The following is a 14,662-nucleotide window of genomic DNA, read 5'->3' on the forward strand; positions in this document are numbered from 1 at the left end:
GTCATCTCCTCATGGGTGTTCTCGCGGCACGTGGCCGGTCCGTACCGGCGCGGGCCGTCATGGGCGGGTCAGCCCCGAGCGCACGATCGCGTCGAACAGGCCGCCGGAGGGCTCGTAGACCGTGTGGTGGTCGCCCGGCCGCCGGTGGACGGTGAACTCCCCGCCGGCGTAGGCCCGCCAGCCCTCCAGGGCGGCGGGCGGGACCACCGGGTCCTCCGTCGCCGCGAAGACCCGGACGTCGCACGGCAGGGGTGCGGCGGGGGCGGGCCGGTACTCGGCGGCGAGTGCGAGGTCGGCCCGCAGGCCGGTCAGCAGTCGGCGGACGAACTCCTCGTGCTGCAGGAGGACGTCGGGAACTCCGTTGGTGGCGCGCAGGAAGTCGAGGAGTTCGTCGTGGGGCAGCGCGTGGTACGCGGTGTCGGCGGCCAGGTGCGGCGGCCGGGCACCGGAGATCAGCAGGGCCCGGGGCAGCGGGTGGCCGTGCTCGTGCAGGTGCCTGGTCAGCGAGTAGGCGAGCAGACCCCCGAAGCTGTGGCCGAACAGGACGTACGGCGGTTCGAGCAGCGGGAGCAGGGCCCCGGCCACCTGGACGGTGAGTTCTTCGAGCGTGGCCGGCAGCGGGTCGCCGACCCGGTTCTCCCGGCCCGGGAGCTGGACCGGGAGCAGGTCCACCGAGTCGGGCAGGTGCGGGCGCCAGGCGGCGAAGGCGCTCGCCCCGCCGCCCGCGTGCGGGAAGCAGAACAGCCGCTCCCCGGCCCCGCGGCCGGCCGGGGAGCCCAGCAGCCAGGGCGTCGGGTCGGCGGTCACGCGGTGCCCCGCCGGGTTTCCAGCAGTGCGGCGATCTGCCTGCCGGCGCGGTTGTCCAGCAGGTCCACGAGGCTCAACCCGGCGTCGGGGAAGGCCGACTGGAGGTGGGTGAAGAGCGTGACCAGCAGCAGCGAGTTGCCGCCGAGCGCGTAGAAGTCGTCGTCGGGGCCGACGGATTCGCGTTCGAGGGTCTGCGCCATGACGGACAGGACCCGTTCCTCCACCGGGGTGCGCGGGGCGGTGTCCGGGCCGGCCCCGGAGTCGTACTCCGGTGCGGGCAGGCCCTTGCGGTCGAGCTTGCCGTTCGCGGTCAGCGGGATCTCGTCGAGCCAGACGAAGGCCGCCGGGATCATGTACGACGGCACCCGGGCCGCCATGTACTCCCGCAGCTGCGCGTGGTCGGGCCGCGCGTCGCCCACCAGGTAGGCGGCCAGGGCCGGCCCGCCGGGCGCGTCGTCGCGGACCACGGTGGCCACGGCCCGGACGTCGGGGTGCGCGGCGAGGGCCGCGTCCAGTTCGCCCAGCTCGATCCGGTACCCCCGGATCTTGACCTGGTCGTCGCCGCGTCCGAGGAATTCGAGGTTGCCGTCCGGCAGCCAGCGGGCCAGGTCGCCGGTGCGGTAGATCCTGCTGCCCGGCGGCCCGAACGGGTCGGGCAGGAACCGTTCCCGGGTGAGGTCGGGGCGGCCCAGGTACTCCCGGGCCAGGCCGTCGCCGCTGAGCCAGAGGTCACCGGCGACGCCGACGGGCTGCGGTTCCAGGTTCTCGTCGAGGACGTAGGTCTGGGTGTTGGCGATCGGACGGCCGATGGGGATGGTGGGGCGGGTGGTGTCGGCGGCCTCGATGGGCTTCCAGGTGGCGAAGAGGGTGCACTCGGTGGGGCCGTACACGTGCAGGAAGCTGGTGTCGGTCAGGTGCGGCAGCAGCTGCGCGGCGCTGGCCGGCGAGAGGACGTCACCGCCGACCATCAGCTGTCGGACGCGGGCCAGTTCCTCGGGGAACTGTTCGGCCGCCACGTGGAGTTGGGGCGAGACGAGCAGCAGCGTGGTGATCCGGTGGCGCTGCAGCGCGACCCTGAGCAGGTCGGGGAAGGGCAGCCCGGACGGCGGCAGGACCAGTGTGCCGCCGTTCAGCAGCGCGCCCCACAGCTCGATCAGCGAGGCGTCGAAGGTGAGCGGGGAGAGCTGCAGGTGCGCCTCGCCGGGCCCGAGCCGTACGTAGTCCGCGCCCTTGACCAGTCGGCTGAGGGCCCGGTGGGTGACGGCGACGCCCTTGGGGGCGCCGGTGGAGCCCGAGGTGTAGATGACGTACGCCAGGTGCTCGGCGGTGGCCGCCGGGACGACCGGGTCGGTCGCCGGGAGGCCGTCCGTCGGCGCCGTGTCGTCCGGCGCGTCGAGCCGGAGCACCCGGGCGGCGGACCCGGCGAAGGCCTCCGCGTGGGCGGTGTCGGTGAGGACGACCGGGGCCCCGGCGTCGCCGACCACGAAGGCGAGCCGCTGCGCGGGGTGGTCCGGGTCGAGCGGGAGGTAGGCGCCGCCGGCCTTGAGCACGGCCAGCAGGCACACGATCATGTCGACGGACCGGGGCAGGCAGATGCCGACCGGGACGTCGGGGCCCACGCCCCACGCGATCAGGCGGTGGGCCAGCCGGTTCGCCCGGGTGTTCAGTTCGCCGTAGCCGAGCCGGACGTCCTCGTGTTCGAGGGCGGTCGCCGCGGGGTCGCGGCGGACCTGCTCCTCGAACAGGGCGGCGGTGGTGCGGTCGCGCGGGAAGGCCCGCCCGGTGCGGTTCCATTCGGTCACCACGAGGGCGCGCTCCTCGGGCGGGAGCGCGGGCAGGGCGGCGACCGGTGTGTGCGGGTTCTCCGCGGCGGCGGTGAGCAGCAGCTCGATCCGCCGCGCCAGCCGCCGCGCGGTGACCGGCTCGAACAGGTCGGCGTCGTACTCGACCGTTCCGCGCAGGTCGTCCCCGCGCAGCTCGAAGACGAGCGAGAGGTCCCGGGCGGCCGTGCCCGGGTGCAGGTCGACGGGGGTGCAGGCGGCACCGGGATAGTCCGGCAGCGCGGTGCCGAAGTTCCGGGCGGCGAGTCTGACCGGCACCGGCTGGCGGGCCGGGTCGCCGCAGGCTCCGGCCGGCCCGGCCAGGGCTCCCGGCGGCAGGGCGGTGGCGTGCGCGCGGGCCCGGGCCAGCTCTGCCCGGGCCTGCTCGACGACGTCCAGGAAGGTCGGTTCGCCGTCCAGTCGGAGGTTCAGGACGACGTCGGTCTCCGGCCGGCCGAGCGGGGTGTCCGGGTCGGGGCGGACCGGGACCAGGAGCGGGACGGCCTGCTGTCCGGTCTGGCGGGCGAGCAGCGCGAGTGCGGCGGCGCACAGGGCGCTGGACGCGTCGGCCGTTCCGGACAGTTCGCGCAGGCGCGGCGCGAGGCCGGCCGGAAGGGAGAAGTGTTCCACGCCGCCGGGGCGGGAGGTCCGGGGCCGGCGGGGCCGGTCGGTCGGCAGGTCGACGACGGGGAGCGCCTCCGGCCGGTCCAGCCAGTGGTCGAGTTCGACGGTCGCCTCCGCGGCGGAGGGCCAGCGGAGCTCCGGGGCCTGCGTGGCGGGGAGCGGCTCCCCCCGCCGTACGGCGGTGTAAGCGAGCGCGTGCTCGACGAGGAGGGCGTCCAGGGAGACCGGGTCGAGCGCCAGCCGGTGCGCGACGGCGAGCAGCAGCCACTCCTGCTCGCCGACCCGAAGCGCACGGACCCTCAGCAGCGGGCCGCGGGCGAGGTCGAAGGGCTCGGCGGCCAGCCGGGCGGCGTGCGCGGTCGCCTCCTCCGGCGGTACGCGGACCGCGGCGAAGTCGGGCTGCGCCGCGCCCCCGGTGTCCGGCGCGGCGGGCTGCGGCACCGCCGGCCCGGTGGACGCGGGGAGCACGGTCCGCAGGACGGCGTGCCGCGCGGTCAGCTCCTGCAGCGCGCGGTGCGCCGCCGCGGGGTCGAACTCCCCGGTGAGCCGGAGGCACCGGACCACGTGGTGGGAGGGGTGCGACCAGGGGGCCGGGCCCGGTTCGAGCGCGGCGGACGTCGGGTGTGCCGGGGCTGTCACAGTGCTTCCTCAGAGGTGTCGCCGAGTGGTGGGAGGTCGCGGAGCCCGGCTCCGTCCGGTCGCAGGACCGTTCGCACGGGGAGGCTCTTGATCCCCGCGATGAAGGTGGAGTGCAGGTGGCGCGGCTCCCCGGCCGACTCGATCCGCTCGAAGTTCCTGGCGATCTCGTCGAACAGGACGGTCAGGGCGAGCCGGGCCAGGTGGGTCCCGATGCAGCGGTGGGCGCCCACGCCGAACGCGATGTGGCGGTTGGGGGTCCGGTCGGCCCGGAAGCGGAAGGGCTCGTCGAACACGGTCTCGTCGCGGTTGGCGGAGCCCAGCCACGCGGTGACCGGCCGGCCGGCGCCGATGGTCGTGCCGCCCATCCGCACTTCCCCGGTCGTGTGCCGCAGCGCGTGGTTGGCGGGTGAGGACCAGCGCAGGATCTCCTCCACCAGGGACTCGGTGTCCCCGCTCGCCATCCAGCGCTCCTGTTCGGCGGGGTTCTCCAGTAGGGCGAGCAGGCCGGCGGCGGCCGCGTGGGAGGTGGTGACGGTCGCCCCGATGAGGAGGCTGTAGGCGTTGAGGAGCACCTCCTCGCGGCTCAGCTGCTCGCCCTCCGGCGCGGCCCGCAACAATGCCCCGATGAGGTCGTCCGCCTCGGCCCGGCCGGGGCGGGACACCTCGGTGTGGAAGTACAGGAAGATCTCGGAGTGCGCCCGGTTGAGCACGGCGGAGCGGGAGTCGCCGGTTCCGGCGTAGTCCGGGTCGGACTCGGCGACGGCCGCGTAGGTGAAGTGGCTCAGCCGGTTCCAGGAGGACTCCGGGATGCCGAGCAGCAGCCCCGCGATCGCGATCGGGTAGTACGCGGCCTGGGCCGCGAAGTCCCAGGTGTCCTGCCGGGCACCGACCGAGAGCAGGCGGCGGGAGAACTCCCGCAGCGCGGGCTCGTACGCCTGGACCGCCTGCCTGGTCAGGTGCGGGGACAGCGGGTCCTTGAGCCGCTTGTGCTGCGGCGGGTCGGTGACCGCGAGCATCTTCCCGCCGGCGATGTCGCTCTGCCCCAGGGTCGTCAGGATGTTGCCCCGCGTGGCGGTGAACTCGCCGTGCTGGGAGAGCACCCGGGACACGTCCGCGTACCGGGTGACCGCCCAGAACTCCGGCTTGCCGCCCATCGGGCACTGCCGGTGGACGGGATCGTGGGCGCGCAGGTGGGTCCAGACCGGGTGGGGGTCCCCGGTGCCGAAGTAGTGCGGATCGGAGAGGTCCGGTCCGGGCTCGTCGTCCGCGGCGGCCCCGCCAGAGGTTATGCGCATGGTTCTGCTTCCCTACGACACGAGTGGGGGACCGGGTCAGATGTACTCCTCGGCACCGCCCGTGCGGACCGTGTCGAGGGTGAAGCAGTGGAAGCCGCCGCCGAACAGCCGACGGTGGCGGTGGCGGACCGGGACGACGGTGAAGCGGTGCTCCTCCAGCGTCCGGATCAGCGTCTTGCAGGCGTCGTTGACCATGACGGTGTTCTCGTCGATCGAGAGCACGTTGAGGTCGATGTACGGGCTGGGCGGGATGGGGTCGCCGTTCTCGTACTGCGGGTAGTCGCTGATCTGCGGTGCCGGCGGCACGATCACGTCCCACGTGCGCAGCGGCTCGGGCAGGTAGTCCAGCACGTCGGCCGAGCGGAGCAGCAGCGTGCCCGGCCTCAGCGGCACCACGACGCTGTCGATGTGGCTCTGCGTCAGCTTGTTCATGCGGTGCACCCGGAAGCGCCCGTCGAGGTGGCGCTCCAGCCAGTCGTAGGCCAGTGCGTGGTTGCGGTTGGCGACGTTGACGATCAGGTCGCGCCCGAGCCGGAGGCAGTTCGCGGCGTCGATCATCGGCTCCAGGCCGGAGTCGTACGGGGACGGCTGCGGGTTCTCCGGGACCTCGATGTTGGGCGCGGGGTTGTCGTTGTCCGGGTCGAAGGAGGCGTCGGTCATCATCGGCCGCGGCATGACCGTCCAGCGCGCCCCCTGGGCGAAGTAGCCCATGAAGGTCGGCTTGAGGAACTGGTTCTCGAAGTACCGGGCGCGCAGGGTCGGCGGGGTCTCGATGATCTCGTCGCCCATGACGAGGGTGTTGTCGCGCAGGTTGAGCGGGGGCACCACCGCGGCGTCCCAGGCGGGGGTGGTGACCCGGGTGAGGTCGGCGGCGGGCTCCAGCGGGCGGTGCACCGTCACTCCCAGGGCCTCCAGCTGCTCGACCACGCCCTCCACGTCCTCGATGAGCTCCCGGAGGAAGCGCTCCTTGAGGGCCAGGCGGTCGGGCTCGTTGCGCAGCCGGCGGGCCTCGCTGTCGCGCCAGGTCGACAGGCTCGGGAAGTAGCCCCGGGTGCCCGACAGGTTGTCGCTGATGAACATGTCGAACGACAGGTCGCGGATGCGGTCGGCGTACCCGTCCGCGGAGCCGACGATGATCTCCTTGAGCGGGGTGAAGTCGTCGAAGCTGTTGAGTCGCATGGAAGCGGTGCCCTTCTCGGCGGGGTGGCGGTCAGGGGTGGCGGTCAGGAGTCGGTGGTCGTGATCGCCTGCACCGGACAGCGCCTGACCGCCTCGTCCACGGCGTCGTGCAGATCCTCGGGCGGCGTCTCGTCCAGCAGGACGACGAGGCCGTCCGTGTCGTCCTGGTCGAAGACCTCGGGCAGCGCCATGGCGCACTGGCCGGCCCCGATGCAGGTGTGCGTGTCCACGGATACGCGCATGGTGTCCTCCGGTGCGGTCGGCGTCACCAGGTGACGGGCAGGCGGTGCACGCCGTAGACGCTCCGGTCGGTGGCGAGCGGGACTTCGTCGGCCGGAACCGCCAGTTCGAGCGTCGGGAAGCGGTGGAAGAGCGCGGGGAGTGCCGCGCGCATCTCCATGCGGACGAGGTTCTGGCCGAGGCACTGGTGGATGCCGTAGCCGAAGGCGAGGTGGCCGGTGGTGCGCCGGCCGAGGTCCAGTCGGTCGGCCTCGTCCTGGAACCAGTTCGGGTCCCGGTTGGCCGCGGACAGCGACACGGTGACGGAGTCGCCGGCCTTGAGGTGCTGCCCGGCGAACTCCAGGTCCTCCAGCGGGGTCCGCGGCACGCCGAAGTGGAAGATCGTCAGGTAGCGGAGCAGTTCCTCCACCGCGTTGTCCACGATCGACGGGTCGGCGAGCAGCCTGGCCAGCTGGTCGGGGTGGGACAGCAGGGCGTGGACGCTGAGCCCGAGCGAGCCCATGGTGGAGTCGTGGCCCGCCGTCAGCAGCAGCACCCCGACGCCGGCGATCTCCTCGGTGTCCAGCGTGCCGTCCTCGGCGAGCGACCTGAGCAGACCGGGGGTCTCGTCCTTCGAGCGGCCCGCGGCGATCTCGCGCACCACGGCGTACAGCTGGTCCATGGCGGCGGAGGTCTCGGCCGCGGTGGACTCCAGGTCGAAGAGCCGCTTGCTGTTGTGCTGGAACTCCGCGCGCTCGTGGTACGGGACACCGAGCAGCTCGCAGATCACCTGCGAGGGCAGGGGCAGGGCGAAGGCCTCGACGAGGTCCGTCCCGGGGCCGGAGCGCTCCAGGCCGGACAGCAGCTCGTCGACGATCCGGTCGATCTGCGGACGCATCTCCCGCATCCGTCGCGCGGTGAACTGGCCGGCCAGCTGCTGCCGCAGCCTGGTGTGCTCCGGCGGGTCCATGTCGACCAGCCAGCCGGGCAGCGCGGGGACACCGAAGAACGGATCCGCGCCGGGCCGGTACACCGGCGCCCGCTTGAACTCGGAACGGGCGCTGAAGCGGGGATCGGTGAGCATCTGGCGGGCCAGCTGGTGGCTGGTCACCACCCAGCCGACGTGGCCGTCCGGATAGCTCATCCGCCGCAGCGGCTCGTCGGCCTGCCACTGCATCAGGTCCACGGGTGGATCGAACGGACGGACGCGCTCGGTCGGATGGGATGGCACGGGGTCCGTGGGCACGGTCGACCTCCTTTCGTGTGAGAGGCGCTGCCGGTCGATCAGTCGAGGTAGTCCTCGGGACCGCCCTCGCGGACCGTGTCGAGGGTGAAGCAGTGGAAGCCGCCGCCGAAGAGTCGGCGGTGGCGGTGGCGCACCGGCACGACGGTGAAGCCGTGGCGCTCCAGCTCGCGCATCAGCTCGGGGGACGCCTCGTTGACCAGGACGGTGTCGGGGCTCACCGAGAGCACGTTGAGATCGATGAACGGGCTGGTGAGGATCAGGTCGTCGTCCGCGTACTCGGGGAAGTTGTAGGTCTCCGGAGCCGGCGGGATGATGACGTCCCAGCTGCGCAGGGGCTTGGGCAGCAGGTCGACCACGGCCTGCGAGCGGCACAGCAGCGTGCCCGGGCGCAGGGCCAGCACCATGCTGTCGATGTGGCTGTCGCTCAGCTTGTGGACGCGGTGGATGCGGAAGCGGCCCTCCAGGTGCCGTTCCAGCCAGTCGACGCCGAGGGCGTGGTTCTCCGTCGCGATGTTGGCGACGATGTCCCGGCCGAGCCGCAGGCACTGCGCGGCGTCGAAGAGCATCTCGTGGCCGACGTCGTAGGGCGACGACTGCGGGTCCTCGATCGGCTCCATCGGGCCGCCGGCCTTGCTGGAGCGCGCGTACGACAGGTCGAAGGAGGCGTCGGTCATCAGCGGCCGGGGCATGGTCGACCAGCGGGCGCCGCGCCGGAAGTACTCCTGGAACACCGGCTTCAGCAGCTGGGTCTCGAAGTACCTGGAGCGGATCATCGGCGAGGTTTCGATGATCTCGTCCCCGGCTATCAGGGTGTTGTCGCGCAGGTTCAGCGGCGGGACCACCGAGGCCGACCAGGCCGGGGTCCGCACCTCTGCGGTCTCCGGGGCGACGTCGGTCGGCCGGTGCACCGTCACTCCGAGGGAGGTGAGGGTGTCGACCAGGCCCTGCAGGTCCTCGTTCAGCTCGGCGACGTAGCGCTGCTTGACCGGGATCCGGGTGCCGCCGGCGGTCGGGTCGCCGCTGCGGGACGTCAGGCGCGGGTAGTACCACTCGGAGCGGTTGTCCCCGGCGATGTTGTCATGGAAAAAGAGTTCAAAAGAAAGCTCACGCTCGTGTGAAACATAGTTCTCGGCCGAGCCTACGATTATTTCCCTCAGGGGTGACCATTCATCAAAGCTATTCAGCCGCATTGAAGCTCCCCGTATATGTGTGCACCAGCCGAAAGGGAGGGCAAGTTACACGACAAACTTTTGTCATGCTAAGCACAGTGAACTCTGTGACGCAACGTCACCCGTGAGCCGCGGTGGTGTAACCTGCGTCACATCGGCGGGTGGTTGACGGTGTCCACGCAATCGATCAATACTCCGGTTTGCGTAGCTGCTACGTCATCAGATGGCGCGAATCCACCCAACCATCCGGATCTTCACGAGAGTTCCGGTGCGGAGGCTCAGAGGCAATGCCAAGCCAGCAAAAGAGTGGCCCTGACTATCAGCAGTTCGACTTCCTCATGAACGCGCCGGCGCTGTTCAACGCCGCCGCGACCGGGGCGGAGCTGCGTCTGTTCATCTACCTGTCGGAGAACCCGGGTTCCGACTTCGAGGCGCTGCGCGAGTTCTCCGGCGTCCCGGCCCACCAGCTCCGCGTGCTGCTGCAGGGGATCTGCGCGGCCGGTCTGATGGAGCGCACCGACGGGAAGTACCGCAACTCCGCCGTCGCCGAGGACCTCCTGGCGTCCGACGAGCCCGACAGCTGGGCGCACACCCTCATCGGCTGGAAGGAGATCTACTACCCCGCCTTCGGTCAGATGACCAAGGCCCTGAAGGCCGGCACCAACACCGCGCTGGAGAGCTACCCCGGCGACGAGCCCACGCTCTACAAGCGGCTGACCCGCAACCCCGAGCTGGAAGCGGTCTTCCACAAGGCGATGGCGGCCTTCACCCTCGCGTCGATCAACGACCTGGTGGAGCGCGAGGAGTTCGGCACCGTCAGCCACCTGCTGGACATCGGCGGCGGCGACAGCACCACCACGGCCCGCCTGCTCGCCCGCTACCCGAACATGCGCTCGACGGTCTTCGACCAGCCGAGCGTCTCGGAGCTCGCCCACGGCAAGGAAGCACAGGCCTTCATCGACCGGATCGACCTGGTCACCGGCGACTTCTTCGACACCCCCTTCCCCGAGGGTGCCGATTCGGTGCTTTTCAGCCACGTGCTGGGCATCTTCTCCCCGGAGCAGATCGTCACCCTTCTCAAGAAGGCCTATGACGTGCTGCCCAGCGGCGGCCGGATCTTCATCTACGACTACAACGTCACGAATGAAGAGACCACCGGAATCTACGGCGCGCGGCTCGGCCTCTACTTCAACATTCTCGCCAGCGGTACGGGAATGGCCTATCCCGCGGAGGACTTCGAGGGCTGGCTGAGCAAGGTCGGATTCGTCGACGTCAGGACCGTCGGGGAACTCGACTACGAGCACGGCTTCCACATCGGCGTCAAGCCGTAGTAGACGCGTAAAACGGGTGGCACGACCTGCTGAGGCTTCCGGGAGCAGGCCGTGCCACCGTCTCGCGGAGCGTTGGGAGACAGCGGCGACGTGGAATTCCGTGGGCCGCCCCCCCCGCCGCACGTCGGCCGTTCGGTGGTCCGTCCGGTCTGCGACACCATGAACGCGCGTCCGCTGCCGTGGCCCGGCGCCCACCGGCGCCTGGCGCTCGCGGCCTCCCCCAGGGCACGGTCCGGCGCGTGAGGCGGTCGACCACGACGGCCGAGCCGGCAGGCAGGCGGCGACCACGCGCGCGGACTGCGGACGTCCACCCCGTCACGGACGAAGAACTCGTCGGCCGAACATGCCGGTCCGTGGCCGGGAACAGTATCCGAAAGGTACGGAAAAGTGGTTCTCGACAACGCTCTTGTCCAGTACTACGACGAGATCCGAGCGACACTGCGGGACCTCCTGGGCGACCGGGACGACAACGACACCGACGGGTTCACCCCGGGCGTCGAACTGCCCGAACTCACCCCCGCCATGCGCGAGTACCTGTCAGTCTCCGCCCTCGGCCACGTCGGAATGCCGTCGTACCGGGGCCGGCGCCTCGCACTGCTCGACCTCACCCGCAACCCGGCCACCATGACCACCAAGACCTTCGCGTCGCTGGTCATCGTCGCCAGGGCGATCCGCTTCATCCAGGACACCGGCCGGCGGGTCACCATCGTCACGCCGTCCTCCGCCAACAAGGCCATCGCCATGCGCGACGCCGTGCTGCGGGCCATCCGGACCGGCCTGGTCGACGCCGACCGGCTCAACGTGGTCACGGTGGTCCCCGAGGGCTCGGTGGCCAAGCTGCGCTCCTCGGAGCTGTTCACCGACCCCGCACTGCGGGCGCGCAACCCGATCGCGGTCTACGGCGGCGAAGCGCCCGGCACGGTGAAGACCATCGCCCTCGGACTCGCCGAGCAGTTCCGGGGCCAGGTGGAGAAGGAGTGCGAGACCAACCTCTGGTACACCCTGCAGCTGGAGAACTACCTGGCTGCGGACGTGGTCAGGGCGCTGGCCGAGGCCGAGCTGTTCCCCTCGGCGCCCGACGAGGCCCGGCTGCACGTCCACGCGGTGTCCAGCGCGTACGGCCTGCTCGGCCACGCGTACGGGCGCAGCCGGCTCCCCGAGGACGTCCGGGCGCGGACCCTGCCGCCGCGCTACCTCCTGGTCCAGCACCTGGGCGCGCCCGACATGGTGCTCAGCCTGTACAACGACGGCTCCACCGACACCGCCAACCTCCCGGCGTACGCCCTCGACGCCGAGACCGGGCTGTACGCCCAGGGCGCCGACCCGCACTACCCGGCCACGACCTTCGACCCGGGCGAGACGCTCGACCCGACCTTCTACACCCGGAACCCGCCGACCTCCCCGCGGATGAACGAGATCATCCACAGCCAGGGCGGCGCCGGCATCGTGGTCTCGCTGGCCGAGTGCCTGAGCCGCTACGGGCAGGTCCGCGCGATGCTCGGCGCGGCGGGGGTGCAGCTGCCGGCGAACCCCACCGAGCTGCGCGAGTGGTCGCTGACCATGGCGGTGACCGGCGTCCTGAACGCGGTCGACCGCGGGCTGGTGACCGAGACCGACATCCTGGTCCACGGGTCCGGCAGCTACACGGCCCGGGACTACGGCCACCTCACCGTCCGCGACCTGCACCCGGTGGAGGACGCCGAGGACCTCAAGAACGTGGTGCTGAAGGCCACGTCCTCCTCGTGACCGCCGCTCCCGTACCGCCCGCACGAACCGACGACCTGCCGAGGTGAGATCCGACGTGCTTCCCGCCGTCCCGCCCCCGCGCTCCCCGTTGCACCAGCGGCTGCGCATGCACGCCGGCTACCACTGGCGCAACAGCGGCAACCACGTCCTCGCGACCGCGCGGGCCGCGTGGGACGTCCGGGGCGGTGCCGGCGTCCCGGCCGTCCGCTCCGAGGTCGGCGGCCTGTCGGTGAGCTACGCGGGCCTGGCCGAGGGCCTCGCGTACACCCTGGAGTTCACCGAACTGCGGCGGGACGCCGACCGGCTCGGGGCCGCGCGCCGGACCGGCCGGCTGACCGGCGCGGCCCTCCGCGCGCCGGAGCGGCTGCCGGACGCGGACATCGTCATCGTCGGCACGAGTGCCGCGCACGCCCGCGAACTGCCGGCGGCCGCCTCCCTGGTCGTGCCGATGCGGGTCCACTTCGTGATCGACTTCGACGGGGACCCGGAGAGCGCCCAGCAGCGCATCTCCAGGCGGGAGCGCCAGCAGTTCCGGCGCGACCTGAAGGGCCACGACTGGACCTGGGGCCTCGACCGCGACCCGGCCTGGTTCGACCGCTTCTACGACGGCCACTACCGCCCCACCATGTTCCAGCGGCACGGGGCCCGGGAGCGCACCGAGACCAGGGACGTCTCCTACGAGTGCCTCTTCCGGAACGGCCGGATGTTCGTCCTCTCCGAGGGCGGCGAGCGGATCGGCGGGGCGCTCTGCCACTGGGACCGGGCCTCCCGCACCATGACCCTGCGCCTGCTGGGCGTGGCCGACGGCGCGCAGCAGCACTACGACAGCGGCGCGTTCAAGGCGATCTACCACCTCCTGATCGACTGGTGCGCCCGCCACGGCGTGCGCCGGCTCGACTTCCAGGGCACCGAGCCCTTCCTCAGCAAGGGCACCTACCAGTGGAAGCGGCGCTTCGGCACCAGCGTGGTCCTGCCGCCGAACCACTTCGGCCACAAGCGGCTGTGGTTCCAGGTCCGCAGCGACACCCCCGAGGTGCGGGACTACCTGGTCGCCAACCCGCTGCTCGCCGAGGCCCCGGACGGCTCCCTGGAGGCGGTCTACTTCCACGACGCGCAGCGCGCCCCGCGGCTCGACTACTCCGCCAAGTCCCCCGGGGTGGCGGGGGTGCGCGAGGTGGACCTCGACCGTTTCCTCGCCCCGGTGGCGGGCCGGCGCACCGGAAGGGTCGGCTCGTGACCGCCCGGTGGTACGGCAGCGAGCCGCTGCCGCTCGGCAATCGGGCCGAACCGGCCGCCGTGCAAGCGGAGTTGGCCCGGCTGGCAGACGGCGAGTACGCCCACGTGGTGCCCTCCACGGCATCGCTGCGGCCGGTCCTGCTGCCGCGGTCCTCCTACGACGAACTGTTCACCGCCACCGCGGCGCTGCTGGGCCTGCTGCGGCGGACCCTGCTGGAACGCGCACCCACGGCGGCCGGGCGGATCGCCGCCCTCGGCGCCGACGAGCGGATGTACCCCCTGTTCACGGCCGGCCCGGTGGAGGAGGACTACGCCACCTGCATCGCCCGGCCCGACGTGATGGTGGGCGCGGACGGCCCCAAGTTCGTGGAGTTCAACATCGGGTCCGGCATCGGCGGGGTGGTGGACACCGCCCTGCACACCGCCGCCTGGGTGGCGGCGTTCGGCGGCCCCGGGCGGATGCCCTTCGACGCCGTCGACCCGCTCGCGGTGCGCGACGACCTCTTCGTCCGCGCCGTCCGGGACCTCGGCGTCCCGCCCGCGGTGGCGATCGTCGGCACGCTCCGCGACTTCGGGGGGAACGGCCGCTACTTCGAGGTCCAGGCGGAGTCGCTGCGCCGGCGCGGCCTGGCGGCCGAGGTGTTCGAGCCCGAGGACCTGCTGGAAGGGCTCGGTCTGCCCGGCGAACCCCGCTTCCGGCTCGGCCTGCGCCACTTCACCATCCTCGAATGGCGCGAGCACGGCATCGACCTGGCGCCCGTGCGGACCGCGCTGGACGCCGGCGTCCACCTGATCGCGAGCCAGACGGCCTACCTGATCGCCAACAAGAAGGTGCTCGGCTGGGTCTCCGAGGGGCGGCCGTGGATGACGGACCGGGACCGGGAGGTCGTCGCCCGCTACCTGCCGTGGACCCGGGTGGTCGGGGACCGTCCGGTCGAACGGCACGGCCGTACCGTGCCGCTGCCGGAGCTGCTGCTGGACCGGCAGGAGGACTTCGTGCTGAAGCCCGCCATCGGGATGAGCGGCGCCCAGGTCGTGGTGGGCCGCTCGTGCCCGCCGCGGACCTGGCGGGCCGTGGTCGCCGCGGCCGTCGCGGCGGAGGACCACATCGCGCAGGAGCTGGTGGAACCGGTGCCGTACCGCATGGAGTTCGCCGGGCCGGACGGATCCGGCGGCCACGAGGCCGACGTGGTCCCCGTGTTCAGCCCGTTCCTGTTCGACCGGCGGGACGCCGGCTGCATGGTGCGCTACCTGCCGCCGGACCGGGACGGCGTGGTCAGCATCCACGGTCACGGCGCCCTGTCGAACGTGGCGCTCGCCCTCCGGTGACCGGCACCCGAACCCTTCCCAG

General features: G+C 72.0%; 11 protein-coding genes. 4 read left to right on the plus strand and 7 right to left on the minus strand.

What is annotated here, in order from left to right; all coding sequences use genetic code 11:
• Positions 1-57: 57 nt before the first annotated feature.
• The 7 genes from ACIGG8_RS17945 to ACIGG8_RS17975 form a co-directional block, all read right to left on the minus strand.
• Positions 58-807 carry a thioesterase II family protein gene (locus tag ACIGG8_RS17945; RefSeq protein ID WP_396549030.1) on the minus strand — a complete coding sequence of 250 codons (750 nt, stop codon included), beginning with the start codon at positions 805-807 and terminating at the stop codon, positions 58-60.
• Positions 804-3,890 (minus strand): amino acid adenylation domain-containing protein, encoded by a 3,087-nt coding sequence (locus ACIGG8_RS17950; RefSeq protein WP_396549032.1) that lies wholly within the window; start codon positions 3,888-3,890, stop codon positions 804-806. Before ACIGG8_RS17950 ends, ACIGG8_RS17945 begins: the two co-directional genes overlap by 4 nt.
• Positions 3,887-5,185, minus strand: a complete 1,299-nt coding sequence (locus tag ACIGG8_RS17955) for a cytochrome P450 (protein WP_396549034.1) — start codon at positions 5,183-5,185, stop codon at positions 3,887-3,889. The genes ACIGG8_RS17950 and ACIGG8_RS17955 overlap by 4 nt, the downstream gene beginning before the upstream one ends.
• Positions 5,186-5,221: 36 nt before the next feature.
• A complete protein-coding gene (locus ACIGG8_RS17960) occupies positions 5,222-6,364 on the minus strand; it encodes a glycine amidinotransferase (protein ID WP_350521572.1) in 1,143 nt (380 codons plus the stop codon).
• Between the two features lie 44 nt (positions 6,365-6,408).
• Complete coding sequence (locus ACIGG8_RS17965) at positions 6,409-6,606, minus strand: ferredoxin (protein WP_350521571.1); 198 nt, start codon at positions 6,604-6,606, stop codon at positions 6,409-6,411.
• A gap of 23 nt (positions 6,607-6,629) precedes the next feature.
• A complete protein-coding gene (locus ACIGG8_RS17970; RefSeq protein WP_396549113.1) occupies positions 6,630-7,760 on the minus strand; it encodes a cytochrome P450 in 1,131 nt (376 codons plus the stop codon).
• Between the two features lie 107 nt (positions 7,761-7,867).
• Positions 7,868-9,019, minus strand: coding sequence for a glycine amidinotransferase (locus ACIGG8_RS17975; protein WP_350521570.1), 1,152 nt, complete (start codon positions 9,017-9,019; stop codon positions 7,868-7,870).
• Positions 9,020-9,285: 266 nt separating this feature from the next.
• Here ACIGG8_RS17975 and ACIGG8_RS17980 point away from each other — a divergent pair, with 266 nt between their 5' ends.
• From ACIGG8_RS17980 to ACIGG8_RS17995, 4 genes are all read left to right on the plus strand, one after another.
• Complete coding sequence (locus ACIGG8_RS17980; protein ID WP_350521569.1) at positions 9,286-10,329, plus strand: methyltransferase; 1,044 nt, start codon at positions 9,286-9,288, stop codon at positions 10,327-10,329.
• 387 nt (positions 10,330-10,716) lie between these two features.
• Positions 10,717-12,075, plus strand: a complete 1,359-nt coding sequence (locus tag ACIGG8_RS17985) for a DUF6002 family protein (RefSeq protein WP_350521568.1) — start codon at positions 10,717-10,719, stop codon at positions 12,073-12,075.
• Positions 12,076-12,130: 55 nt separating this feature from the next.
• Complete coding sequence (locus tag ACIGG8_RS17990) at positions 12,131-13,312, plus strand: hypothetical protein (RefSeq protein WP_396549038.1); 1,182 nt, start codon at positions 12,131-12,133, stop codon at positions 13,310-13,312.
• A complete protein-coding gene (locus ACIGG8_RS17995; protein ID WP_396549039.1) occupies positions 13,309-14,640 on the plus strand; it encodes a hypothetical protein in 1,332 nt (443 codons plus the stop codon). Before ACIGG8_RS17990 ends, ACIGG8_RS17995 begins: the two co-directional genes overlap by 4 nt.
• Positions 14,641-14,662 lie beyond the last annotated feature (22 nt).

The sequence above is a fragment of the Kitasatospora sp. NPDC085464 genome (assembly GCF_044541955.1).
GTDB lineage: Bacteria > Actinomycetota > Actinomycetes > Streptomycetales > Streptomycetaceae > Kitasatospora.

Coding starts and splice junctions, on each gene's coding strand:
- ACIGG8_RS17980 (WP_350521569.1), top strand. CDS start 9,286: ATGCCAAGCCAGCAAAAGAGTGGCCCTGACTATCAGCAGTTCGACTTC.
- ACIGG8_RS17960 (WP_350521572.1), bottom strand. CDS start 6,364: ATGCGACTCAACAGCTTCGACGACTTCACCCCGCTCAAGGAGATCATC.
- ACIGG8_RS17975 (WP_350521570.1), bottom strand. CDS start 9,019: ATGCGGCTGAATAGCTTTGATGAATGGTCACCCCTGAGGGAAATAATC.
- ACIGG8_RS17955 (WP_396549034.1), bottom strand. CDS start 5,185: ATGCGCATAACCTCTGGCGGGGCCGCCGCGGACGACGAGCCCGGACCG.
- ACIGG8_RS17970 (WP_396549113.1), bottom strand. CDS start 7,760: ATGCAGTGGCAGGCCGACGAGCCGCTGCGGCGGATGAGCTATCCGGAC.
- ACIGG8_RS17965 (WP_350521571.1), bottom strand. CDS start 6,606: ATGCGCGTATCCGTGGACACGCACACCTGCATCGGGGCCGGCCAGTGC.